Source organism: Paraburkholderia podalyriae (genome assembly GCF_014397785.1).
Taxonomy (GTDB): domain Bacteria; phylum Pseudomonadota; class Gammaproteobacteria; order Burkholderiales; family Burkholderiaceae; genus Paraburkholderia; species Paraburkholderia podalyriae.
In genome coordinates this window covers 1-23175 of sequence record NZ_VZQQ01000030.1, presented here as the reverse complement: position 1 = coordinate 23175, position 23175 = coordinate 1, and the positions used below count along the sequence as shown (strand labels likewise).

Here is a 23175-nt window from a genome sequence, read left to right as displayed (position 1 = left end):
GCTTGATTGAGGATGCTGATCGTGAGTCCTGACGAACTGCGTGGCCCCGCCGACGATCCCGGCGCGACGATTCTGATTCCGACGCCGGGCGGCGCGCGGGCGGCGTTCACGGCGGCCGCGACGACGCCCGCGCCGATGCTGCCCGCGGGCGGCGGACTGAATCCGCTGTTGCGCGCGGCCAACCCGCTGATCGAACTGGCACTGCCGTTGCGCCAGTTGCCGACCCATCCGAACGTGGAGGACCTGCGCAGCCAACTGATGCAAATGGTGCGCAACTTCGAGACGCAAGGCCGCGCCAACGGCATCGATGACGAGAAGCTGGGTGCCGCGCGCTACTGCCTGTGCACCTTCCTCGACGAAGCGATCGCCAGCACGCCGTGGGGTGCGGGCTTGTGGGGCAGCCGCAGCCTGCTGGTGACGTTCCACAACGAGGCTTCCGGTGGCGAGCGCTTTTTCCTGATCCTGCAGCGTCTCGCGCAGAACCCCGCGGGCAATATCGACGTGCTCGAATTGATCTACGTGATTCTCGGCCTCGGTTTCGAAGGGCGTTACCGTCTGATCGACGGCGGCCGCACGCAACTCGACACGATCCGCGAACGCCTCGAACAGATGATTCGCGGCCAGCGCGGCGCGGCCGAACGCGATCTGTCGCCGCACTGGCTGCCCGTCAAGGTCGAGCGCAAGCCGTTGTTGCAGCTGGTGCCGTTGTGGGTGGCGGCCGCAATCGCCTGCCTCGTGCTGGTGATCGTCCATCTGGTGTTGAGCTTCCGGCTCAACGACATGTCCGACCGCGTGTTCGAAGCGCTGCACGCGATCCGGGTCGCGCCGGCTCCCGTGCTTGCGTCGAAGCTGGCGGCGGCGCCCAAACCTGCGCCGAAGCTATCGCAGTTCCTCGCGCCTGAAATTGCCCAAGGCCTCGTGCGTGTCTCGGAGTTGCCCGACCGGACCGTCGTCACGATCAACGGCGACGGCCTGTTTGGGTCGGGCAGCGCCGATCTGGCCGCGGGTTTCGTGCCGCTCATCCAGCGTATCGGCGACGCGTTGAAGGAAGTGCCGGGCAACGTGGTGGTCGCGGGTCACACGGACAGCCAGCGAGTCTTGTCCGCGCGCTTCCCGTCGAACTGGCATCTGTCGCAGGCGCGCGCCGAAGCGGTGCGCGACATGCTCGCGTCGCGGGCCGGCCGCCCCGGCCGTTTCAGCGCCGAAGGGCGCGGCGACGCCGAGCCGATCGCACCGAACGACACCGCCGCGAATCGTGCGCGCAACCGCCGCGTCGATATCACGGTGCTGGCGCCGGGAGCGGCATCGTGAAGGCCTTCGGGATGAGTCCGTCGCGGGTGGCACACGGGAGCCGGGTATGAAAATCTTTGGCTGGCTCAGACGAACCATCGTGCTGTCGTTGCTCGGCGTGCTCGCGCTGTCGCTGATCGTCTGGGTCGAGGGGCCGCTCGTCGCGTACGCGGGTCATGAGTCGCTCGAAAGCAACAGCAGCCGCTGGGCCGTGATCATCGTGTTGTTGCTGGTGTGGGCGCTGTACTGGATCGGGCGCTGGATCGCAGTGCGCGTCGCCAACATCAAATTCACCCGCGTGGTGGCGGAGGGACCGGCCGAGCCGGCGCCCGGCAAGAAGGAATCCGAAGCCGACATCGCCGCGTTGAAGCAGCGTTTCGAAGCCGCGATGGCGACCTTGCGCAAGGCGCGGGTCAAAGGTCGCTTCGGCAGTCAGTATGTGTACCAGTTGCCGTGGTACATGTTCGTCGGCGCGCCCGGCACGGGCAAGACCACGGCGCTGTTGAACTCCGGGCTCAAGTTTCCGCTCGCCGACCGGCTCGGCAAGCAGTCGATCGGCGGCGTGGGCGGCACGCGCAATTGCGACTGGTGGTTCACCGACGATGCGGTGCTGCTCGATACCGCGGGCCGCTTCACCACCCAGGATAGTTTCGCCGAAGCCGATCAGGCCGCGTGGGCCGGCTTCCTGCAGCTGCTGCGCAAGTATCGTCCGCGCCGGCCACTGAATGGCGTGATCGTGGCCTTGTCGACGCGCGACCTGCTGCAACTGTCCGACACGCAACGCGCGCAGCAGGCGCAAGCCGTGCGCGAACGGCTCAAGGAACTGTACGGCCAGCTCGGCATGCGTTTTCCGGTCTACGTGATCGTGACCAAATGCGATCTGCTCGCGGGTTTCGCCGAGTTTTTCGACGATCTCGGCCGCGACGAGCGCGAACAGGTCTGGGGCATGACGTTCCCCTTCACCGGGCAAGGCTCGCCGGACGACGCACTGGCCGCATTTCCCGCCGAATTCGACGCGCTGGAGAAGCAACTGCAAGCCCGCGTGCTGAACCGCATGCAGCGCGAGACCGATGTGCGCCGGCGTGCGCTCGTCTATGGATTTCCGCAGCAGTTCGCGGGTCTGCAAGCCGTGCTGAAAGGCTTCCTCGACGAAACCTTCAGTACCTCGCGCTTCGAGCAATCCGCGTTGCTGCGTGGGGTGTATTTCACGAGCGGCACCCAGGAAGGCCGGCCGATCGATCGCGTGATGAGCGCGGTGGCCTCGGCGCTCGGCTTCCAGCAACAGGTCGTGTTGCCCGACCCGGCGAGCGGGCGCGCGTACTTCATCACGCGGCTGCTGCGCGGCGTGATCTTCGAGGAAGCCGGACTCGCGGGCGTGAACCGGAAGCTGGAGCGGCGCCGCGCGTGGTTCCAGCGCGCCGCGCTGGCGGCGATCGGCGTCGTCGCGGTGCTGGCGCTGGTGCTGTTCTTCGTCAGCTATCAACGCAATCGCGCTTACGTCGCCGCTGTCCAACAGCACGTCACTGAGTTGCAGAAGCTCGCGCAGACCACCCAGCCCAGCGACGATCCGCTCGCGCTGCTGCCGCTGCTCAATGCCGCGCGCGATCTTCCCGGCGGTTACGCGGACCGCGACAGGAGCGTGCCGTGGCTGTCGCGCCTCGGCCTCGATCAGGGCGACAAGCTCGGCCTCGAAGCGCAGACCAGTTACCGGCGGCTGTTGCGGCAGACCCTGTTGCCGCTGGTGGTGAGCCGCATGGAAGAAGAATTGCGCCGCGGTGACGCGAACAATCCGGACTTCCAGTACGAAGTCTTGCGCGCGTATCTGATGCTGGGCGATTCGCTGCACTACGACGCCGACTCGGTGCGCTTGTGGGCCGATGTCGATTGGCGCCGCGGGCCGTTGCGCGATGCGAGCGACGATCAGCGCAACGATCTCGACGGCCATCTCGCCGCGCTGTTCCAGCCCGCGCGCTTCGATGCGTCGCTGCCGCTGGACAAGGATCTGATCGCGCAGGCGCGCGCGACGCTCGCCAGAATGCCGCTGACGCAGCGCCTGTTCAACCGCGTCAAACGCGATCTCGAACAGAGCCGACTGCCGGAGTTCAGCGTCGCCAACGCGGCGGGGCGCAATGCCGCGCTGGTGCTCGTGCGCAAGAGCGGCGCGCCGTTGACGCGCGGTGTTTCAGGCGCGTACACGCGGGCCGGCTATCAGAAGTTCGGGCAGTTGCGCGACGCGGCGGTGATCGATATCGCGAAGGACGATTGGGTGCTCGGCCGACAGGAATCCGTGGCGACGCCGGCCGCTGTCGAGGATCTGAAGGCGGGCATCACACGCCTTTACTACGACGAGTACATCCGCCAGTGGGACGCGTTGCTCAACGATATCGACGTAGTGCCGTTCGACGGCGTGGAGCAGGGTGCGCGCGTGGCTAACGTGCTTGCCGCGGCCGACTCGCCGCTGCGCTCGCTGATGCTGGCCGCGGCGCAGGAAACCACGCTGGGCAGCGCAAAAACGGGCGCCTCGCTGACGGAGCAAGGGGTTGCCGCGTTGACCAACAAGCTCGATGCGGCCAAAAAGCGCCTCGAGAGCGCGCTCGGCAATCAGCCCGAAGACGCGGCGCCGCCCGCGCCGGCCGAACTCAATCCGGTCGATGCGCACTTCCAGGCGCTGCATGAACTCGCCGGCAAACCGGGCGCGCCGGGCCCGGTTCCGCTGGACACGCAACTCGCCGCGCTGAAGGACGCGGCGACCTATCTCCAGGCCGCGGACTCGGCGCGCCGTCAGGGCTTGCCGCCGCCGCCCGGCGATGCGTTGAACAAGCTCAAGCTGGTGGCCCAAGGCTCGCCGCCGCCGATGGCGACGGTGGCGACCAACGTCGCGAGCGGGGCGGGGTCGCTGATGGTGGGCGGAGAGCGGGCGCGCCTGAACGCGTTGTGGCAGGCGAACGTGGCGCAGTTGTGCAGGCAGGCGCTCGACGGTCGCTATCCGCTCGTGCGCGGCTCCACGCGCGACGTCGCGCCCGACGACTTCGGCAGGCTGCTGAGCCCGGGCGGCCTGATCGACGACTTCTTCCAGAAGAACCTGGCAACGCTGGTCGACATGTCGGGCGCGCAATGGAAATGGCGCAGCGGCGTCGATACGCTCGGCATCCCGGTCGACGTGCTCGGGCAGTTCCAGCGTGCGGCGCAGATCCGCGACGCGTTCTTCCGGGCCGGTGGCCGCGATGTGTCGGTGCGCTTCACGGTGAAGCCGCTGACCATCGATCCATCGATTACCCAGTTCACGCTCGACATCGATGGCCAGCAAATGGTGGTCAAACCCGACGCGCCGCAATCGATGGTGTTCCAGTGGCCGAGCGGCAAGGGCACCGGCCAGGCGCACGTCGAGTTCACGCCGGCGGGCAGTGCTCCGGCGGCGCGCGCCGATGGACCGTGGGCACTGCTGCATCTGATGGACGACGCGCATCTGCAATCTACCGCGCAACCTGACCGCTTCCGCCTGAGCTTCGACTCGGATGGCCGGCGCGCGGAATTCGAACTGGCGGCCAGCAGCATCGTGAATCCGTTTCGTCGCGCGATGCTCGAGCAGTTCCGCTGTCCCGATCGGCTATGAGCGGCGAGCCTGCGCAGCAGCCGACACCGGGGCCAGGCTTCTTCGGCAAGGTGCGCACGCATGGCGACTTCGTCGCGCGGCGCCTGCCGGCTGAGTTCGTCACGCGTTGGGATCAGAGCTTGCAGGAAGGCATGTTGCTGGCTCGGCAGCGCTTTGGCGCGCAGTGGCTCGAACTGTATCTGAGTGCCCCTGTGTGGTGTTTCGCGTTGGGCGCGGGTCTGTATGGCCGAAGCGCGTGGGCGGGCGTTCTGACGCCGGGCGTGGACCGCGTGGGGCGCTATTTTCCGTTCACGATCGCCGAGGCGATCGACGGCGCCGAACTCGAGCGGCGACTGGCCGATGCGCAGGCATGGTACGACCGGCTGATCGCGCTGGCATTGTCAACGCTGACGCCTGAATTCGCACTCGATGCATTCGACGCGGCGTTGCGAGCGGAGAGCCTGTTCGACGGCACTCGCGCATCGATGCCGTGGCGGCTTGCGATCCGTGACGCAGCCGACGGCGGATTCGCCGCCTTGCTCAAACAGACCGCCGCGATGGGACACGCTATCTGGTGGAGCGACGGATCGCCGGCCGTGCCGGCTTCAGTGAGGATTTCCGCGCGCGCGACGACCGGTTTGCAGCTCGCGAGTCTGCTCGACGTCGGCATGGAAGAATGGGATTCGGTGATCGACCTGAGTTCGAACACGGGTGCATAGCAACGTCATCGCCGGCGCGTTGCGTTGGACGACGGTTTCAAATTGACTTCCCATCATTCGTCTTTAAAGGATGAGGCTGTCATACGCCGGTTCCCGCCGGTGTTCGCCGACGGTCCGTGACGGGCGCTGGCGGCCTCACCGCCTATCCATTCCGCGGAGATCGCCTTATGTCGCGCCTGTCACGCTTGTCACGCCTGATCCATTCGTGTTCCGGACGGCGCTTGCCAGGCACTGTTCTGTCCGCCGCGCTGTGCCTCTTCGCCTTGCTGTGCACGGCCACGCGCGCAGCCGAGCCGGTCCTGAACGAGAAGGACATCAACGAGCAGTCGGTGACGCGCGCGCTCGAGCCCGACGAGTCGGGCGACAACGTCGTGACGCGCGGCTTCGTGCTGTCGAACCAGCCGCCGTCCGCCGCGCCGCGCCCCGCGCCCGCGAGAAAACCGGCCGCGCAAATCCTCATCACGTTCGCCACCAATTCGGCGACGCTCACCGACAGCGCGAAGGCCGCGCTCGACAAGGTCGCCGGTGCATTGCAGTCGGAGAAACTCGCGGCGTACCGGTTTCGCGTCGAAGGGCACGCCGATCCTCGCGGTTCGCCCGATCTCAACATGAAGCTCTCCGAAGACCGTGCTGCCGCGGTGGTCGAATATCTGACGCAGAAGGCTGGCATTGCATCCGAGCGGCTGTCGTCGCTCGGCAAAGGTTCTTCCGATCCGTTGAACAAGCGCAATCCGACGGCGCCCGAGAACCGTCGGGTGACGATCGTCACGGTCACGGATTAGGCGCTTTCCAGGTTGCCGCCGATGACACGTTATCGTGGGTATGGCGACGTGACGACGGGCGCGGCGCTGCTGTTCGCATGCGTGACCACGATCGCGGTCGCCGCGGGTCCACAGGCGTCGAACCACGCCGCTGATGGAGCGGGCGCGGGTCCCGTGCCCGTGGCCGTCGATGACGACACCGCGGACCACACCGCGGCGGTGCGCTTGCCGCTTGCGCAGCTCGCCGCCGCATTGGCACCCGACGCGCGCCTGCAACTGTTCACCATAACGGACCAGCCCGGCCTCCATGTGATGCAGGCAGCCAGCCTCGCGCAACAGGGCGCGATGTTTGCGCGGGTGGTGGCATTGCTCGAACGGCGCGATATGCCGCGCGACCGCGTGGTGTCGGCGGCGGCCATCGCGGCTTACGCGCGGCGCTTCGGCACCGATCCGGCCGGGCTGACGGCGGGCAACAACTTCAGCACGGAGGAGCTGACGCATTTTTTCGAAGTCGCGCGCGAGCAGGGTGTGGTGCTGAACCAGGGCGAGCGCACGTTGCAGACGATTCTCGTGCGATGGCGCTTGATTCGCCAGCAGCAGGGCATCTGGAAAGCGGCGAGCGCACACGATTTTCTGATCACCATTCCCGGGCTGAGTCGCGCACCGGGCGGCGAGACGATCGACGCGACGCTCAGGGCCGCGATCCTCAGTCACGAATTGGGCCATTGGCAGTACTTCTCGGACGGCGCATACGCCCACGCGTGCCGCGCGTTCTGGTGGCAGGTATTGAGCTACGACGAACGCGCGGAGTTGACCCGGCAACTGGAGGACCTCGGCTACGACCCGAGCGACCGGATCGTGATCGATGAGATGCAGGCCTATCTGCTGCATACGCCTGCGCCCTATATGCCGATCATCGACACGCCGGGTCCTGGCGGGATCGATGTCGGCAAGGTGCGGCGGCGCTTGCAGGAAGCGCTCGCGCGAGCGGGCCGATAGAACGGAACCAGCGAGCCGCGCGAGCAGCGCGCGAACCACGCTTTCGAGGTGACGCATGACGGACTACGCTGAACTCAACCGCATTTTGCCGCGCCTGTCGCAGGCTCGTGCGGCCGCAGCGTTGAGCAATGAGGTCGCCCCGCTGCTGGTCGATCTGTGGGCTGACGACTATCGGCGGCGCGTCGCATCGTGCGAGTTGCTCGAAACGTCCGTCGGCCAGTTTTCATATCTGTTCGATAGGACGACCGAGCGCCTGGTCGCCGCGTGGGGAATCAGTCAGGGAAAGAGTACGGTGCCGCGCAAGGAAATCGCGCCGCGGATGCGGGGACATCCGCTTGCCAACAGCGGAATCTACCACCGCGGCCATGCCATTCCTCACACGCTCGGCGGCTCGACCGATATCAACCTCGTGCCGCAGTTGGGCAAGATCAATTCGGGACCATTCCGGGCGTTGGAACGACTCGCGGTCAGTCACGCGGGAGCGCTTTACTTCACCTACTGGTTGTACGGGCCAGGCGATAGTCAGGTGCCGGTCGGCGTGGAGCAAGGACTGCTGGTGCCGGGGGCAACTGCGTGCACGTTCAAGCTGGCGACGTTTGCGAATTGACGCATGCGCGGCTTGTTCAAAACGCGAGCGGGACTGGCGGTTTATTCGGCGCGAATGGATGTTGTGTGCTGCCCATCGTGGGTCAACCCCTCGACGAATCGGACCGTCTACGATAAACAGTACCGCAGACACCGACGTAACGGACCCCGATGATGCGACCCGAACGCCGTTTCCTCGCCATGCTGGCGTCAGCCTTCCCGCGCGTACGCGCAGGCGGCGCGTTGGCGCTGTTTGCGTGCGCGTTGCCGTTTGCCCATGCGGACGTCGTCATCGCGTACGCCGATAGTCCCGTGTCGGTGATTCGAGGCGCGTCACTGTATCGGACGGGGGAGGGCGCCAGGCTGCGCGACGACGACATCATCGAAACCGACGCCGGCAAGTCCGCCCAGCTCGAAGACGGTGCGGGCACGCTGATCGCGCTCGGGCCGCAAACGCAAGTCCTGCTCAAAACGCCGTCGGCGCCGCAGAACGTCGCGGCGGGACCGGTGCGAATCACGATGCTGAGCGGCTGGCTCAAGGCCAGCTGCAACCTGAGCGCCGCCGCACCAGCGCCGTTGTCGATCGAGCTTCACGGGCTTGACATCAAACCTTCAGGCACGGGTCCGTGGTCGGTCGTCGCATTGGCCACTACCGGGCGCGCTGGAATTTTCGCGGAGTCCGGCGATGACGCGATCGTCGTCGTTCGCGCCGCAGCCCAGGCGCCCAGGCAGACCTTGCATGCGGGCCAGTACCTCGAGCGACATGCGGACGAGCCGCCGCGCGCGCAAGCCAGGCCGTCAACGGAGTTCATCGGCACGCTGCCGCCTGGCTTCCGGGACGCTCTGGTCGCGGTAGCGGGACGGCTCGCGAGCAGGCACGATCTGCCTGCGCCACTGCGCGCCGTCGATTACGCCGACGTCTCCGACTGGCTCACGAGCAGCGTCAGCGAGCGCGGCAGCTTCGTCAAACGCTTTGTTCCGCGCCTGAAAACTCCTGCCTTCCGCGCGCAGGTCGACGCCCATCTGGACGTTTTGCCGGAATGGCGGCCGATTTTGCATCCACCGCCGCCGCGCCCGGCGAGCGAGCCACACAAAAGGCCCGCGCAAGCGCCGCCGGCGGTGCCCGCGCAAGCGCCGCCGGCGGTGCGTCCCGAATCCGTCCCCAACTGGCTATACCGGCACTAACCTACGCCGGACGACGTCGACGCGCCTTGACGTACCATGCACCACCAGGCGTCGCCGCCCTTGCACCCCATTCGCGTGGAGCAGCCATGAACCTGTCGTTGACCTTGAAGTTCAATCTCGCCTTCCTCGTCGTGTTCGCCGCGGGATTCGCCGCGACGAGTGTCGTGGCCGACCGGGTGTTGCAGGAAAACGCAGTGCAGACGACCGTGCGCGACGCGAGCCTGATGATCGAAGCCGCCACCGCCGTGCTCGACTACACGTCTGATCAGGTGACGCCGCTGCTTGCCACGCAGATCAAATACGCGTTCGTGCCGCAGTCGGTCCCCGCGTATTCCGCGATCGAGAGCCTGCTCGCGATCCAGAAGAAGTTTCCGGGCTTCTCATACAAGAACGCGATGCTCGATCCGACGAACCCGCGCGACCGCGCCACGGACTGGGAGACCGACGTGATCCGGCGCCTGCATGACCACCCTGAATTACCGGAGCTGATTGGCGAACGCGCGACGCCGTCGGGCCCCAGCCTCTACATCGCGCGGCCGACCCGCATCGACTCGGCCACCTGCCTCGAATGCCACAGCACACCCAGCGCGGCGCCGCGCACGATGATCGACAAGTACGGGCCGGCGAACGGCTTCAACTGGCCTCTGCATGAAACGATCGGCGCGCAGGTCGTGTCCGTGCCGATGTCGCTGCCGCTGGGACAGGCGCACAGCGTCTGGCGCACGTTCATGCTGTCGTTCGCCGCGGTGTTCGGATGCGTGCTGATCGCGCTGAACCTGATGGTGCATTTCCTCGTGACGAAGCGGCTCAAGGCTTTGTCGCGCGCCGCCGACGAAGTCAGCCTCGGCAAGCTCGACACGGCATCGTTTTCGACGCGCGGCGGCGACGAAATCGCCTCGCTCGCCGTGTCGTTCAACCGCATGAAAACGAGTCTCGTCGAAGCGTTGCGGATGCTGGGAGCGTAAGCTGGCGTGGTCGGCCAGGCTCCCCTCGATCGGAACCCGAATGAGCAGAATGAGCAAACAAGCAATGCCTACGCAGATTGGCAAGTACCGCATCGACCGCGTGCTCGGCACCGGAGCAATGGGTGTCGTCTATCTCGCGTTCGACCCGCACCTGGAAAGACCGGTGGCGCTGAAAACCGTGCGTCGCGAACTGCTCGCCAGCGAGGACAGTAGCGGCGACATGCTGGCGCGTTTTCGCAACGAGGCGCGCGCGGCCGGCCGGCTTGCGCATCCGAACATCGTCACGGTCCACGATTTCGGCGAAGACGACAGCAGGGCCTACATCGTGATGGAGTACGTCGCCGGACATGGCCTCGATACCTTGCTGGTGCCCGGCCACCCGCTGCCGCTGTCCGACGCGTTCCACTGGCTGGCGCAACTGCTCGCCGCGCTCGCGTATGCGCATGAGGCCGGCGTCGTGCATCGCGACATCAAGCCTGCGAATCTGCTCGTCACCGCGGCAGGGCTTCTCAAGGTCGCCGATTTCGGCGTCGCGCGCATCGGCTCGTCCGCAACCTCGTCCGGTTGGATGATCGGCACGCCAAGCTACATGTCGCCCGAGCAGTTCGAGGGCGAATCGGTCGATGCCCGCGCGGACCTGTTCTCGGCCGGCGTCATGCTGTACCGTATGCTGACTGGCCGCCAGCCGTTCGCCGGCTCGCCGGCTACCATCAGGCGGCAGATCCTGAAAGATGCGCCGACCCGGCCATCGGCAATCGTCGCCGCTTTGCCACCGGCGATCGACGCGATGCTTGCCAGGGCGCTCGCGAGGCGGCCAGAAGACCGCTTCGGGTCCGCTGCGGAATGGCTCGCGAGTTTGAGATCGCTGGTCATCTCACCGGCGCCGGCCGACGATGACCTGACTATCGTGACGCCGTCCGCTTATTGGTCCGCGTCCTCACCAGCGCATGCGACGGGCGGCGCCAGCAACTCGCCTATGCCTTCGGCGCCGCAGAGTTGGCCGCCTGACATACTCGCGCGCATCGAACGCCAACTCGCGACACACATGGGCCCGCTCGCGAGCCTTCTGGTGCGACGCGCGGCCATGCAGGCGAACGACCTGCCAGCGCTCGGCGCGCAACTGGTGGCGGTGTTGCCGGATTCGGCGCGCAGCCAATTCGAGCAGGACTTCGCACGGCTGACGGCGGGCGTGCCCGATGGGTCGATACTGACGTCGTCATCGACGGGCCCGCGGGTCGCGACGGCTGCGGCAAAGGTATCGTCCGTATCGCCGGCGACCGCCGCAGGCATGCCACCGGCCGGTGCGATCGATCAGGCTAGCATCGATGCCGTCGCCGTTAAGCTGGCCGTCTATCTGGGCCCGATCGCGAAGATGATCGCCAGTCGCGAGGCGCGGCGTGCGGTGAATTTCGACGAGTTTCTTCAGCGGGTCGAAAGCTGCATCGCCGATGCCGCGCAGCGCCGTCGGTTCCGGCACGATGTCGATTCATCCGCTTAGCTTCACCAATCGAACGCCGGGTACGTCAGAGCGCCGGTGGAGAGGCCGGCAAGCCTCTCCATCACCGGTTTCACTGCACGCAGGTAAACGACGCCGCGCTATTCACATCGCCCGCGCCGTTGTAGCTGGGCCATACACGTTATAGCCGGGATACAGCGCGACACCACTAGCGCGTTGCGCGCAATACCGCCCGACACCGCATAACCGAACTTGTTGTCGATTTGGTAGAAGTCTTCATTGCCCTGTCGAGGTGGTACCGGTCGGCCAGAATCAACCAATCCATCATAGACGCTCACTCACGCAACACGCGCCGAATTGCCATCGCGGGCACGCCAGATTGTCGTACTCCCTCGATACTGCGAAGCCGCGAGGATCGAATCGGGAATAACCGCCGCATCGCCGCGGTCTTGCAGGCAAGACTGACAGCGGATGGGTGATCAAATGAACATCGTCGATGTGGCCCGGGGATCGGGAGTGGTCGTCATCGAGGCGGTGTTTGCCCGTCACACGATGCATGTCACCAGCGGGACGTTCGCATGACGTTGCGGATACAAGCCGCGCTGCGCCGGATGCAACTCGGCTCCGGCGTGGTGTTGCTGGTCTATCTCTTTCTCCATCTGCTCAATCACGCACTCGGAATCTGGTCGCTCGAACTTGCCGGACGTGGTCTCGTTATAGCGCTGCGGCTCTGGCGCAGCGCGCCTGGAACGATCGCGTTGTACGGGGCGGCCGCGCTGCATTTCGCGCTGGCGATGCGAACGATCTATGCTCGCCGTCACTGGGCGTTGCCTCCGGTGGAGTGGGGTGCGTCTGTGGGCAGGACTCAGCCTGCCGCTGCTGCTGATCCGTCATGCGGTGACGACCCGGCTCGCGTCCTCGCTGTATGGCTTCGAAGCGGACTACGAGCGCGTCGTGAACCAGTTGCTAACAACAGGTACGCAAGGTTTGCAGCTTGCGCTGCTCGCGCCCGGATGGATACACGGATGCCTCGGATTATGGTTTCGCTTGCGTCACATGCGATGGGCGCTTCGCATGAAGCCTGTGCTGTTCACTTCGGTCATCATGCTGCCATTGCTGTCCGCGGTGGGCTTTGTCCGTATGATGCGAACCGTCGAAGCGAAGCGGGCGATCCTCGCGGCTCCCGATCCAAAACTGATTGCGCATCAGCTCACGCTGAATGCCTGGCGTCACGATCTCGTGGCCTTATATCTGGCTCTGATCGTCGGCGCGTTCGTCGCGGGTCAATTGCGCAACGGGATCGAGCGGCGAAGATTGCGTGGGAGTTCTATTTAGGCATCCGGAAGTATCCGGCTTATCTCAGTGCTCCTTGACGCGAAGCCCGGGAATATCCAACGAGAAAACTCCGTCTACCGGATGTGCATCACGTAACTCTCACAATATATACGGATGCGCGAATACGTCCTCATGTAAAAAGGAGTGCAACATGAAATCGGAATCGTTGAATCAATCCGCGGTCTCCCCGCTAGTGAGCTTCGCGATCGCTGGTGCGATGTTGATGGCGAACTCGGCGGGCCTGTATGCGCAAACTCTGTCCGAGCCCGAACCTCATCAAGTCACCCGCGCGGAAGTCATGCACGAACTCGAGGAGCTGGAAGCGGCCGGATATAACCCGTCGCTCGGCGACGATGGTTCATATCCCGCCGATATTCTAGCTGCCGAAGCGAAGGTCGCTGCCATTCATCGAGCCGAAAGAGACGCGGCGATGAGTGCGGGACAGAGCGCGCAACCGGTGCGCACGCATTGACGGCGAAGGCGGGAACTGGAACGGAACCGGTCTGGGTGCGTCGTCGTACGCAGATCGAGGCCGGCAATCGCCGGCTGCGCCCGGTCGTCGCGGATCTGTTTATCAGTCGGAGCAGGAGCTGGTTGCTCCCGCTGCGAACGCGGGCGCGAAGCTTTCGCAGTGAACCAGATTCCCTGCATTCGTCGGCTTCGTCAAAAAGTACCCTTGCACGTAGTCGCAGCCCGCGTCGCGCAGCGCATGCAACTGTTGATTCGTTTCGACACCTTCAGCCGTCACTTCAATGCCTAGTTCGTGCGACATCTGAATGATGCCGCGCACGATCGACGTGGCCGCCGCGTCGCGGCCCAACCTTGCCGTGAATGAAAGATCGATCTTGACGATGTCCGGCGAGAAATCGGCCAGGTAACGCAGGCTCGAATACCCCGTTCCGAAGTCGTCGATGGCGATCCGCACGCCAACGCGCTTGAGCGCCATCAGCGTTGCTTGCGCGAGCGTCGGGTTTTCCATCAGCGCGCTTTCGGTCAGTTCGATTTGAAGGCAGCGCGGCGGCACCCGGTGTTTTCGCAGCGCCTGGTCGACGATCGCGACAAGCGCGTCATCCCGGAGCTGACGTGCGGACACGTTCACCGACATCGAAAGCTCTTTGCTGCCGGCGGCCTGCCAGACGGCCAGTTGAGCGAGGGCCGCGTCCACGACCCACGCCCCGACTTCGACGATGAAGCCGCTTTCTTCCAATATCGGGATGAAGCTGCCAGGAGCCACTAACCCTCGCGCCGGATGATTCCATCGAACGAGGGCTTCGACGCCTTTCACCGCCAGCGATGCCGGTTCATGAATGCCCTGGAAATGGAGGACGAATTGGTTCGACGCGAGCGCCGTCGGCAGATTACGCTCCAGTTCGAAATCTCCGAGCACATCGCTGGACGCTTCGTCGGCGAACCGGAAGCCGTTGCGGCCACCTTTTTTCGCCGCATACATCGCGATATCCGCGCTCGTCAGCAGCGCGTCGTGCTCGCGGCCGTGTTCGGGAAAGATCGATATGCCGATCGACGCCGTCACGAATGGCGCGGCGTGGTCTTTTCGAACGTCGCTCGAAAACAGGTTCAGAAGCGACTGCGCCAAGGTTGCCAACGAGACCTTGTCGCTGTCGCCCTTGACGATGACCGCGAACTCGTCTCCGCCGAGGCGCGCTACACAGGCATCCGGCGGAAGTGCGCCCTGAATGACCCTGGCGATGTCCTGCAACAGACGGTCAGCGGCCGTATGGCCTAGCGTATCGTTGAGGACCTTGAACCGGTCGAGGTCGACGAACATCAGAGCGAAGGCGACGTTCTGCCTGCACAGCGTCTTCATGTGGCGGATCAGCGCGCTGCGGTTAGCCAAACCTGTCAGCCCATCGGTGTGGGCCAAATGTTCAAGCGCCGCGAGGCGTTCCTGTTCCAGCGTGATGTCCTCGCTGACACCGACGATGCGCACCACGTTTGCGGAGCTATCGCACACCGGATAGGCCGTGCTTCTGATCCAGCGCACGCAACCGTCAGGCCGGCGGATGCGATATTCGCAGCGACCTTCCGCGACTTCCGTCGCGATGCGGCGCATCTCGGCGAGCAAAGGCTCGAGGTCCTCAGGCACCACGAGTTCGAGCCACGCGGAAGGCCTGTTGCTGAGCTCTTCAGGCGTCAGGCCGAACACGCTCTCGACACCTGCGCTGACATGATGACAGCGTTCAAAATGCGAGCTATACGAATAGAACACGAGCCGCACATGCAACTCCATCTCATGCATCAGCTCATCGCGTTCGCGCAGTGTTTTCAACAGCTCGGATTGCTGGGTGACATCCTCTGAAGCACAAAGCAGCGCGGCTACCGCACCGTCGTCGCCTGTCACCGGCGTGAGGGTGGAGTTCCACCATTTGATCCGCCCCTTCGTCGTCGCGCAGCTTCCGGTGAAAGATGCGCTCTTGCCGGAAAGGGCGCCCGCCAAAGCCTGCTCCGCCGCTGTGCGGTCCTCGCCGGTCCAGAAATCGAGCCAGTCGGCGCCGGCGAGCTGCTCCGGTGACTCCGCCTCCATCAACATGGCGCCATGCTCCGACACCCGCAGCATTTTTCCGTCCGTGGCGAGCACCTTCAGGCAGTCGCGATTCGCATGCAGAAGGCCGCCCGCTAGTGCGGTGGCCGCGCTCTGCTGGGCGTAATCAAACGCGAGTTTTCGACGAACCACCGCGAGGCCGGCGACGCCTGCCACCATCGACAATACAAGACGTACGGTCATCGCCGCTTCGCTGACTGCATGGTGCACGACAGCACCGATGCCAACGCCGGCGGAAATGGCAATCAGCACACTCGTTACCGGTATGGTCCTGCGTTGACCGAAGCGCGACAGGAAATACGAAAGAAACTGCTGGTTGCGGGCTGACCAGCCATTGGCGTGTGCGTCGTTATCGACCTGGGACTCAAGCGGATTGGGTTTTTTAGGGCACGGTGCCGCTTTGGGTCTCACGCTGTTCTCCGACTAGCTGGTTGAGCGACAGCCCCGACCGCTAGCTGCCGCCCCATCTTTACTATTACGGTACGAATCCTCGAATCTTTAACGCGTGGAGCCAGCAGGGAATCGCGGAGCGCTTCGGATGGGTGTCGGATTGTGCGCCCATCAGCCTTTGTTGGGCTTGACCTGCGCGAACTGACGAATGCTGTCCGCCAGAGCGGGTACGCCGAAGTCGCGAGCGACGTAGTGAGCCACCTGCCGGGTGGCCAGATCGATGGTCACGTGATCGTCGGGCGCTTTGGTGTTGGGTCCGTCAACGGCGGGATGGTATTCGATACGCAACTGTCTGGCGTTGGCGACCAGCCGTAAATAGCCGAAGTTGCGGTCGTCGTAGTTTTCGAGGACGACGGCATCCGTGTCTTTCGATGCAGCCTGCATCAGCTGCGGCGCGCGAAGGGGCGGCTGTCCGTTGGTGGTGAGTCGTTGCACCGCATGACCGCCGTTCCCACAAACGATGTATGGAATGTGGGTGCCGTCGGAACGGGTTCGCGTGAAGCGCTGATAGTTGTGCGCGTGTCCCGCGAGGTCCGCATGTGGCCATATGCCGACCTCGTTGCAGACGGCATCGATCTGCTGTTGCATGTCGACGCTCCAGCCGTGACGGCCGCGCGCCACATAAGGGGGATGGTGATGCGCGAAAAGCAGGGCGCCTCGATAGTTCTCTTTCTTGACCCGCAATAACGCCGCTTTCAGAAACTTCAACTGGCTGTTGCCGATGTGACTGTCCGCGATCACACCGGGATCCTCGAGCGTATTGCTGTACAACGCAATGATGCGCACGAACGGCGCCTCGAACGTAAAGAAAACCCCTGGCTGGATTTGTGCCGTGCGTGAAAGGTGGCCGGCATCGGGAGAGACCTGGAAGCAGTCGGAGCAGAAGTTCCTGAGAAACGCCTGCAGGCTTTTCTCATGCTTCAACGGCGAAACCATGCCGTCGTGGTTGCCGGCAGCGGCGAGGATCGGCGCATGATAGTCGCGATACGGCTCATAGAACTGATCGTAGTAGTACTGCGCTTCGCCAAAACTGTAGACGATGTCGCCCAGCAGAAAGTTGAATTGCGGCACCTCCGCGGGATCCGCTTCGTCGAAGTCGCTGACCATCTTGTCCGATACTTCATTCTGCGTCGCCGGACCTTTGGTGCTGCCACAATCGCCGGTGGCGTGAAAGACGATCTGTCCGCTCGCGGTGATGCCGTCGAGCAGCGTCTGGTTGTTGTCGACCACCTCCGCGAACGTCAGCCGGGGCTCGGTGCCGCCGCGCGGCGCGGGAAACGGCAGCGCCTTCAGCTTGTGCTCGCGGTTCAGTTCGTCGATGACCTTGTAGGCTGCGGTATCGGATGCGTGCCTGACCACGAAAGTTTGTGGGTCCGGCGTGGGCTGCGGCTGCGAGAAAACGGGCGCGGCGAGAATCCTGCCGCTGTGGTTGCCGCTTGCGGCTGTCGAGTCGTCTGAACGCTTCTTCGGCATGTCCGATCCTCCTTGATCGTCGAACGGGTGCGGCCACGCGGTTGTCGGCAAACCGTCAGCATGTGACGGTGCCGTCTCTGGCCGGATGCACCGTTGAGACGAGCGTGGAGCGAGGAAGTTCAGATCCGGTTGCCGTTCCGCAACCCGTTGGCGCGAATTGCGGAGCACCGCTGTTCCGTGCGAAGGCCGGGTTCGCCGTGGCACGCGTTCGTCACGACGGCACGAACACGCCCACTGCCGCCAGCGCCATGGCGAGCGTTGCCAGCCATCCTCCCCAGGCCAGTACGCCCTTGACGGCGAACTGTCCCATGATCCGCCGGCTGCGGGCCATCGACATCATGATGACCATGATCGGCACCGCGGCAAGGCCGTTGATCACCGCGCTCCAGTACAGCGCGCGGATCGGGTCGAAATGCATGAAGGTGATGGCCACACCGCCCAGGATGGCCAGTGCGATCACCGCATAGAACTGCCGCGCCAGGTTCAGATGCAACGCGAGACTGCTGCGCCAGCGAAAGCTGCCCGCGGCGGCGTAGGCGGCCGAGCCGGCGAGGACCGGAAGCGCGAGCAGGCCGGTTGCGACGATGCCGAGTGCAAACAGCATGTAAGCGAAACGCCCGGCAAAAGGCTCGAGCGCGCGCGCGGCATCAGCCGAGGTTTTCACATCGATGTGATGCAGATGGAGCGTGGCCGCCGCTGTCAACATGATGAAGAATGCGACGAAGTTGGACACCCCCATGCCAAGCCACGTATCGAATCGGATCCTTCGCAACTGCGCGGGCGCCTGGTACGGTACGCGGCGCAACGGAGCCTGCCTCGGTGCCGAGCGCATTTCCTCGACTTCCTGCGACGCCTGCCAGAAGAACAGATATGGACTGATCGTCGTGCCCAGCACCGCGACGACCATGGTCAGATAGCCCGACGTGAGGGAGACGCGCGGCAAGACGATGGCGCGAGCAACTTCACCCCAGGAGATCGGAACGATGAATGCGACCGCGACGTACGCAAGCAGCGATAGGGCGGTCCACTTCAGAATGCGCGCATAAGTGTCGTAGGGGACAAAAATCTGCAGAACGACGGAGAAGACACCGAGGCCGACCACATAAACGTGCTGCGGCCCTGGCAGCAGCAATCCGGCTGCGGCGCCCATTGCCGACAAGTCAGCGGCGATGTTGATGATGTTTGCCACGACGAGCAGGGCGACCGCGCCGTACAGCAGCCATGGCGGGTAGTGCGCGCGCATGTTGGACGCGAGGCCCTTGCCGGTCACCCGGCCAATTTGTGCGCTCACCAACTGTATCGCGGTCATCAACGGATACGTGATCAGGACCACCCACAGAAGGTTGAAGCCGAACTGCGCGCCGGCTTGCGAATACGTGCCGATTCCGGACGGATCGTCATCCGCGGCGCCCGTGATCAGGCCAGGGCCTAGCCGTTTGATCCAGGATCGCTCGACGCGGTCGCGAACCTCCGATTCGGGCTCGATCAATTTTTCGTCGTTCATGTATGTCACCTCGCGGCAACCTCAAGCAAATCGCAGGCCCGATGTGACTGCGCCTGAATGCGGGCACGAAGAACGCATCTCGCCGGCCCCTGCGCCCGGCGGCTGTAAGACCAAAGTCCGATTGAGGCGGAATCTTTGCCTGTCATCATCCAGGTTTGGCGTTGAGGTGCTTCCGTGCCGGGCATCGAGGCGAGCTTGCACCGGCCTAATTGGCCGCAAACGCGCAGCACTGAGATTCGCGCATGGAGGTGCCGATGAAACGCCGTGAACTGCTGGTTGCGCTGGCCGCGGGCGCGCTTGCCGAAAGTTCTGCCAGCCTGGCGCAGGGTAGCCAGGCGCAATACACCAATGAGATTACGCTGCCCAAGGCGAACGTCACAGGCACGGTCTCCCTCGAAGAAGCCATCGAGCGGCGCAGGTCCGTGCGCCGCTTCGCGCCAAAGCCGCTGCCTGTCGAGGCCATCGGCCAGTTGCTGTGGGCCGGGCAGGGCATTACCAGCCCGGACGGCAAGCGCGCGGCTCCTTCGGCCGGCGCTTTATACGCGCTTTAACTTTACGTGGTGACCGCAACCGAGGTGATGCACTACCTGCCTCAAGGCCATCGGGCCGAGACGCGGGCCACGTCGGACCTGCGCCCCGGGCTGAGGTCCGTTGCGGTCGATCAGGCGTCTGTCGAGGCCGCTCCGGCCGTGCTCGTGGTGGCCGCCGAGCCGAGCCGGCTGTCGCAGAGGTATGGCGCGAGAGCCAATCTGTATGCCGATCTCGAGGTCGGGCATGCGACCCAGAACATGCTGCTCCAGGCCGTCACTCTGGGGCTCGTCGCCGTGACCGTGGGCGCCGTCGACGGGGCGCCGGCAGCGCGCAAGCTTGGCCTGCCGCACGGCCAGACCGTCGTCTATCTGATCCCGGTAGGCTTTGCGGCCTGAGTGGTTGCTGAGATTCATCAAGCCTTGGCGTGGTCTACGGCTTGCGGCCCCGGACCTCGGGCGGTAGAGCGCCACGCGTTGGATCGTGCTCAATTTGCCGAACGACGGGTAGTAATGTATCGACACAGTCCAGCGCGTCCGATAGTCGCCCCAGCACGATGAGCGAGCGGGCCCTTTCGAGGCGACCGTGAAACACAGCGTCGCGCGGTCCGGCCACTTCGACCTGGTCGACGAGCTGTCCGATTTCGGCCTTGATGCGCACACAGTCGCTGGGACATTGGGGGCCGATCCAGTTGCGTATTGCCCGGATCAGCACCATACAATCGTCGTATTCGCACCGCAAACTATCCATTATCACTGTCAGCCATATTGCGCCCGGCCTGATCGCGCAGACGCTTCGTTGTCCGCTCGATTAGGGGCAAACCACCCGATCGCCCCTGCGTACTCTCAAGAAACCCAATGGAAAAGGTTGGATTTCATGGAGTCGGCGCGTTTGGCTGGAGCTGGAATCCGAGGGCGGAAGCACGTCGCCTGAGGGCTGCGATGCTGCGCTGGCGCTGCTGTTCCTCATAGTAGCGCTGCTGCCCCTGGTCGACGAAGGCTTCGCCGCGCGTGAGCATGAAGTACACCATGCGGGCAAGCTTGTGGGCGACCGCGGTATTGGCGCGCGGCTTGTCCATGCGTGAGCACAGCCGGCGGTAGAATGCGCCGAGCGCCGAGTCGCTGCGCGACAGGCTCATGGCTGCCATTTTCAGCGCCTGCCGGGCGCGGTTGGCGGAGGGTCGTGTGCCGGAAGACAGCGTCTTGCCGCCACTGATCTTCGTGGCGGGGCACAGGCGCAGCCACGAACAGAAGTGCTTGACGCTGGCAAAGCGGCTCAGATCCGGGCCGATCTCGGAGAGGATCGTCATCACGGTGGCCACGGACAGGCCGTTGATGCGCGTCAGGTCCACGCCCGCCCAGCGCGCGAGCGCGGTACGCGCGTCGAACCGGGGGGCGTTCTTCTGGCGTTTCTTGTCCGGCCCGGCCAGCTGGACGTCGTGACGCCCCAGGGGGACCAGCAGCGCCTCGGTCTTCGCATCGCACTCAAGGATGCGCTCGGCGAGACTGTCGAACATTGCGAGCGCCTGCGCGAGCACGAACAGGTGCTCCTCGCGCCAGTTGCCGGTCAGCGCCCTGATGATGTCTTCGGTACTGGCCTTGACGAGACTGTGGCGGAAATGCGCGAGCACCTTCGGGTCGCGTTCGCCGGCCACGATCGCGCGGATGATCCCCTGTCCGGTCGTACCCATCACGTCCGTGAGTACCTCGGTGAGCTGGAGGTTCATCTGCAGCAGTGCCTTCTGCATGCGCTGCACCCAGCTACCTTGTTCGGTGAGCAGCAGCTCGCGCTGCCGCACCACCGCGCGCACCACGCAGACCTCGCCAGCGGGGCGCCAGGCCGCACGCAGCAGTCCGAGACTCATGAGCTTCTGCAGCCACTGGCAGTCCTGTACGTCGCTCTTGCGCCCCGGCACGTACTTCATCTGCCGCGCATCGACGAGCCAGACTGTCAGCCCGCGCTGCTCGAGCACCTCATACACCGGGATCCAGTAGACGCCGGTGGATTCCAGTGCCACGGTATCGACGCCGCACGCGAGCAGCCAGTCGGCCATGGCGTGCAGGTCACCGGTCATCGTGCCGAACTCGCGCGCCGGCTGGTCGTCGGCCGTCCGGGGGACTGCCACCCAGTGGCTGGACGCGCCCACATCGATCCCGGCGGCGTTCGGATACACCTCATCGTCTTCCCGCTTGCGCATGGCCATGGCCTGCTCCTGGCTGGTTGGTTCAGGGCAGCACCAGGGGGAAGCGTCTGAATCGACTCGATCTCTCAAACGGGATGCAGCTCGCGCCGCTCACCAATGTCACCGACGATTCCCGGACCATGCTATGTACCGGGCTCGCCACACGGCGTCCGGGGACGTCGCATGCGCGCACCAGTGATCTTCCGGTCATCACGGCGCTGCCGCCTGTGTTATAGCCCATCATCGTTTCTTCCGGAACACCGGGGACGATTGGCGGCCTTGGGAAGCTATGAAGCAAGCGGTGCGCCACGACTCGCCGGCGCCCGCCGAACACGCAGCAAAGTGATTTGCAATTCTGACGGCCACGCGTGCATCTCTTCGCGTATGCGCTGGTGCGCCGATTCACCCACGAGAAGCGATTTGATCTCGCTCATCGAAAACAGAGCCGAGGCCATCAGCACCAGGCCGACGCCGATACTGCCGAGCGCATCGTAAAGCGGATTTCCGGTGAGGACGGTGATACCGATCGCGATCACGGACGAGCACTCCCGCTACCGCGGCGAGATCTTCGCTGACCGACAGCATCACGGACGGCTTGCCGCTTTCCTTGAACCAGTTCAACAGCCCCTTGGCGCGATGCCGCGGCTCGATCGTGCGAATGGAAGCTCTCAGAGCGAGTGCCTCGATCACGCCGGACACGCACAATACGCCGATCGCTAGCAGAGGTCGTTCAAGCCGCGAGTGATGCATGGCTCGAAAACCGCCGATCACGATCGACGCAACGCCTCCGAAGATGAATAGTTGCATCGCCACCAGCATTCCATAGAAATAGATCTCGCGACCGAAGCCGAGTGGATGTTGCTCGTCGGGCGTGGCGCGCGCCGCACGATGACCGACGAGCAGGACAAGCTGGTTCAGGCAGTCCGCGCTGGAGTGGACGGCCTCGGCGAATGCCGACCTCGAGTTGGTATAGAAAGCGACGGCGAACTTGCAGACGGCGACAGCGATATTCGAAGCGAGAGCGTAATAGACCGCGCGTGGCGCAGACGATGTGTGCCGCCCGGACCCGGCCCCCATGACCTTCTCTCCTGTTTCACGGCGAAAGCGGGCGATTGCCGACCTTGGAGAATCAACAGCAAGAAGCAGACCTTCAGACGCCGGTCGATTGCAACCAGTGTGCGAGGATCGAATCGCGCGTTAGCGTTGAAGGCGTGAGTTCGCCGGGCACGGACCTGGCGTCGAGGTCGGGACAATGGGCTTGCCAGGCAGCGTGTTTCCGGATATTCACTGATGTGTTTGCAACGCTTAGCAGGCTGCGGAAATACCTCGCGCTGAAGTCATCGCGACGGATAGCAAAAGCGTTGATGTAAGAACCTCACCCGCCCCCTGGAGATCATGCGCGGCACCGACACGTTCACCGAGAGTCTGTTTTCCGTGCGCAAGCTGGACGATTTCGTTCCGAGTTCGCATCCGCTGCGCTCGATTCGCGTCATGGCGAACGAGGCGCTGGCTAAGATGGATCGGGTGTTTGCCGGGATGTACGAGGCCGACATCAAGGGAGGTCGGCCGAGCATCGCGCCGGAGAAGCTGC

16 protein-coding genes and 3 pseudogenes are annotated in these 23175 nt (G+C 64.4%); 13 read left to right on the top strand and 6 right to left on the bottom strand.

Going from position 1 to position 23175, the window contains the following annotated elements:
- Positions 1-12: 12 nt before the first annotated feature.
- The 11 genes and pseudogenes from F6X42_RS27555 (at position 13) to F6X42_RS27505 (ending at position 13359) form a co-directional block, all read left to right on the top strand.
- Positions 13-1311: a DotU family type VI secretion system protein gene (locus tag F6X42_RS27555; protein WP_187637216.1), complete on the top strand. Its 1299-nt coding sequence runs from the start codon at positions 13-15 to the stop codon at positions 1309-1311.
- Positions 1312-1357: 46 nt separating this feature from the next.
- Positions 1358-4903, top strand: a complete 3546-nt coding sequence (gene tssM / locus F6X42_RS27550) for a type VI secretion system membrane subunit TssM (RefSeq protein WP_187637215.1) — start codon at positions 1358-1360, stop codon at positions 4901-4903.
- Complete coding sequence (tagF, locus tag F6X42_RS27545; RefSeq protein ID WP_187637214.1) at positions 4900-5601, top strand: type VI secretion system-associated protein TagF; 702 nt, start codon at positions 4900-4902, stop codon at positions 5599-5601. Before tssM ends, tagF begins: the two co-directional genes overlap by 4 nt.
- 221 nt (positions 5602-5822) lie before the next feature.
- Positions 5823-6383: an OmpA family protein gene (locus F6X42_RS27540; protein ID WP_246530238.1), complete on the top strand. Its 561-nt coding sequence runs from the start codon at positions 5823-5825 to the stop codon at positions 6381-6383.
- Between the two features lie 21 nt (positions 6384-6404).
- Positions 6405-7361 carry a hypothetical protein gene (locus F6X42_RS27535; protein ID WP_187637213.1) on the top strand — a complete coding sequence of 319 codons (957 nt, stop codon included), beginning with the start codon at positions 6405-6407 and terminating at the stop codon, positions 7359-7361.
- 55 nt (positions 7362-7416) lie between these two features.
- Positions 7417-7968, top strand: a complete 552-nt coding sequence (locus F6X42_RS27530; protein ID WP_187637212.1) for a DNA/RNA non-specific endonuclease — start codon at positions 7417-7419, stop codon at positions 7966-7968.
- Between the two features lie 149 nt (positions 7969-8117).
- Complete coding sequence (locus F6X42_RS27525; RefSeq protein ID WP_187637211.1) at positions 8118-9131, top strand: FecR family protein; 1014 nt, start codon at positions 8118-8120, stop codon at positions 9129-9131.
- A gap of 86 nt (positions 9132-9217) precedes the next feature.
- A complete protein-coding gene (locus F6X42_RS27520) occupies positions 9218-10096 on the top strand; it encodes a c-type heme family protein (RefSeq protein ID WP_187637210.1) in 879 nt (292 codons plus the stop codon).
- Between the two features lie 64 nt (positions 10097-10160).
- Positions 10161-11594 carry a serine/threonine-protein kinase gene (locus F6X42_RS27515; protein ID WP_187637209.1) on the top strand — a complete coding sequence of 478 codons (1434 nt, stop codon included), beginning with the start codon at positions 10161-10163 and terminating at the stop codon, positions 11592-11594.
- A gap of 536 nt (positions 11595-12130) precedes the next feature.
- Positions 12131-12887, top strand: a pseudogene (locus tag F6X42_RS27510) (hypothetical protein).
- 151 nt (positions 12888-13038) lie between these two features.
- Entirely contained in the window at positions 13039-13359 is a 321-nt protein-coding gene (locus F6X42_RS27505; RefSeq protein WP_187637208.1) for a DUF4148 domain-containing protein, read from the top strand.
- Positions 13360-13461: 102 nt separating this feature from the next.
- Here the strand turns inward: F6X42_RS27505 and F6X42_RS27500 are convergent, their stop codons facing one another.
- From F6X42_RS27500 to F6X42_RS27490, 3 genes are all read right to left on the bottom strand, one after another.
- Entirely contained in the window at positions 13462-15606 is a 2145-nt protein-coding gene (locus F6X42_RS27500) for a putative bifunctional diguanylate cyclase/phosphodiesterase (RefSeq protein WP_281394049.1), read from the bottom strand.
- A gap of 402 nt (positions 15607-16008) precedes the next feature.
- The gene (locus tag F6X42_RS27495) at positions 16009-17370 is read right to left on the bottom strand and encodes a metallophosphoesterase family protein (RefSeq protein WP_187637206.1); all 1362 of its coding nucleotides are present in this window, start codon (positions 17368-17370) and stop codon (positions 16009-16011) included.
- A gap of 211 nt (positions 17371-17581) precedes the next feature.
- Positions 17582-18874, bottom strand: coding sequence for an NRAMP family divalent metal transporter (locus F6X42_RS27490; RefSeq protein WP_187637205.1), 1293 nt, complete (start codon positions 18872-18874; stop codon positions 17582-17584).
- A 242-nt stretch (positions 18875-19116) separates the two neighbouring features.
- Between F6X42_RS27490 and F6X42_RS27485 the strand changes: the two are divergent.
- A pseudogene (locus F6X42_RS27485) lies at positions 19117-19800 on the top strand (SagB/ThcOx family dehydrogenase).
- Positions 19801-20276: 476 nt separating this feature from the next.
- Here the strand turns inward: F6X42_RS27485 and F6X42_RS27480 are convergent.
- The 3 genes and pseudogenes from F6X42_RS27480 to F6X42_RS27475 form a co-directional block, all read right to left on the bottom strand.
- Positions 20277-21605, bottom strand: coding sequence for an IS110 family RNA-guided transposase (locus F6X42_RS27480; protein ID WP_187637204.1), 1329 nt, complete (start codon positions 21603-21605; stop codon positions 20277-20279).
- A gap of 266 nt (positions 21606-21871) precedes the next feature.
- On the bottom strand, positions 21872-22120 hold the full coding sequence (locus tag F6X42_RS45630) for a cation diffusion facilitator family transporter (RefSeq protein WP_312892920.1): 249 nt from the start codon (positions 22118-22120) through the stop codon (positions 21872-21874).
- 61 nt (positions 22121-22181) lie between these two features.
- Positions 22182-22661, bottom strand: a pseudogene (locus F6X42_RS27475) (cation diffusion facilitator family transporter); the annotation flags it as partial.
- Positions 22662-22979: 318 nt separating this feature from the next.
- Between F6X42_RS27475 and F6X42_RS27470 the strand changes: the two are divergent.
- Positions 22980-23175, top strand: a 196-nt coding sequence (locus tag F6X42_RS27470; RefSeq protein ID WP_512699631.1) for a transposase, incomplete at its 3' end; no start/stop codon positions are given.

What these genes read in the sequence shown, in the direction of transcription:
- F6X42_RS27530 (WP_187637212.1), top strand. Translation starts at nt 7,417, where the DNA reads ATGACGGACTACGCTGAACTCAACCGCATTTTGCCGCGCCTGTCGCAG.
- F6X42_RS27525 (WP_187637211.1), top strand. Translation starts at nt 8,118, where the DNA reads ATGATGCGACCCGAACGCCGTTTCCTCGCCATGCTGGCGTCAGCCTTC.
- F6X42_RS27500 (WP_281394049.1), bottom strand. Translation starts at nt 15,606, where the DNA reads ATGGTGGCAGGCGTCGCCGGCCTCGCGGTGGTTCGTCGAAAACTCGCG.
- F6X42_RS27520 (WP_187637210.1), top strand. Translation starts at nt 9,218, where the DNA reads ATGAACCTGTCGTTGACCTTGAAGTTCAATCTCGCCTTCCTCGTCGTG.
- F6X42_RS27505 (WP_187637208.1), top strand. Translation starts at nt 13,039, where the DNA reads ATGAAATCGGAATCGTTGAATCAATCCGCGGTCTCCCCGCTAGTGAGC.
- F6X42_RS27515 (WP_187637209.1), top strand. Translation starts at nt 10,161, where the DNA reads ATGCCTACGCAGATTGGCAAGTACCGCATCGACCGCGTGCTCGGCACC.
- F6X42_RS27555 (WP_187637216.1), top strand. Translation starts at nt 13, where the DNA reads ATGCTGATCGTGAGTCCTGACGAACTGCGTGGCCCCGCCGACGATCCC.
- tagF (WP_187637214.1), top strand. Translation starts at nt 4,900, where the DNA reads ATGAGCGGCGAGCCTGCGCAGCAGCCGACACCGGGGCCAGGCTTCTTC.
- F6X42_RS27490 (WP_187637205.1), bottom strand. Translation starts at nt 18,874, where the DNA reads ATGAACGACGAAAAATTGATCGAGCCCGAATCGGAGGTTCGCGACCGC.
- F6X42_RS27535 (WP_187637213.1), top strand. Translation starts at nt 6,405, where the DNA reads ATGACACGTTATCGTGGGTATGGCGACGTGACGACGGGCGCGGCGCTG.
- F6X42_RS27495 (WP_187637206.1), bottom strand. Translation starts at nt 17,370, where the DNA reads ATGCCGAAGAAGCGTTCAGACGACTCGACAGCCGCAAGCGGCAACCAC.
- F6X42_RS27480 (WP_187637204.1), bottom strand. Translation starts at nt 21,605, where the DNA reads ATGGCCATGCGCAAGCGGGAAGACGATGAGGTGTATCCGAACGCCGCC.
- tssM (WP_187637215.1), top strand. Translation starts at nt 1,358, where the DNA reads ATGAAAATCTTTGGCTGGCTCAGACGAACCATCGTGCTGTCGTTGCTC.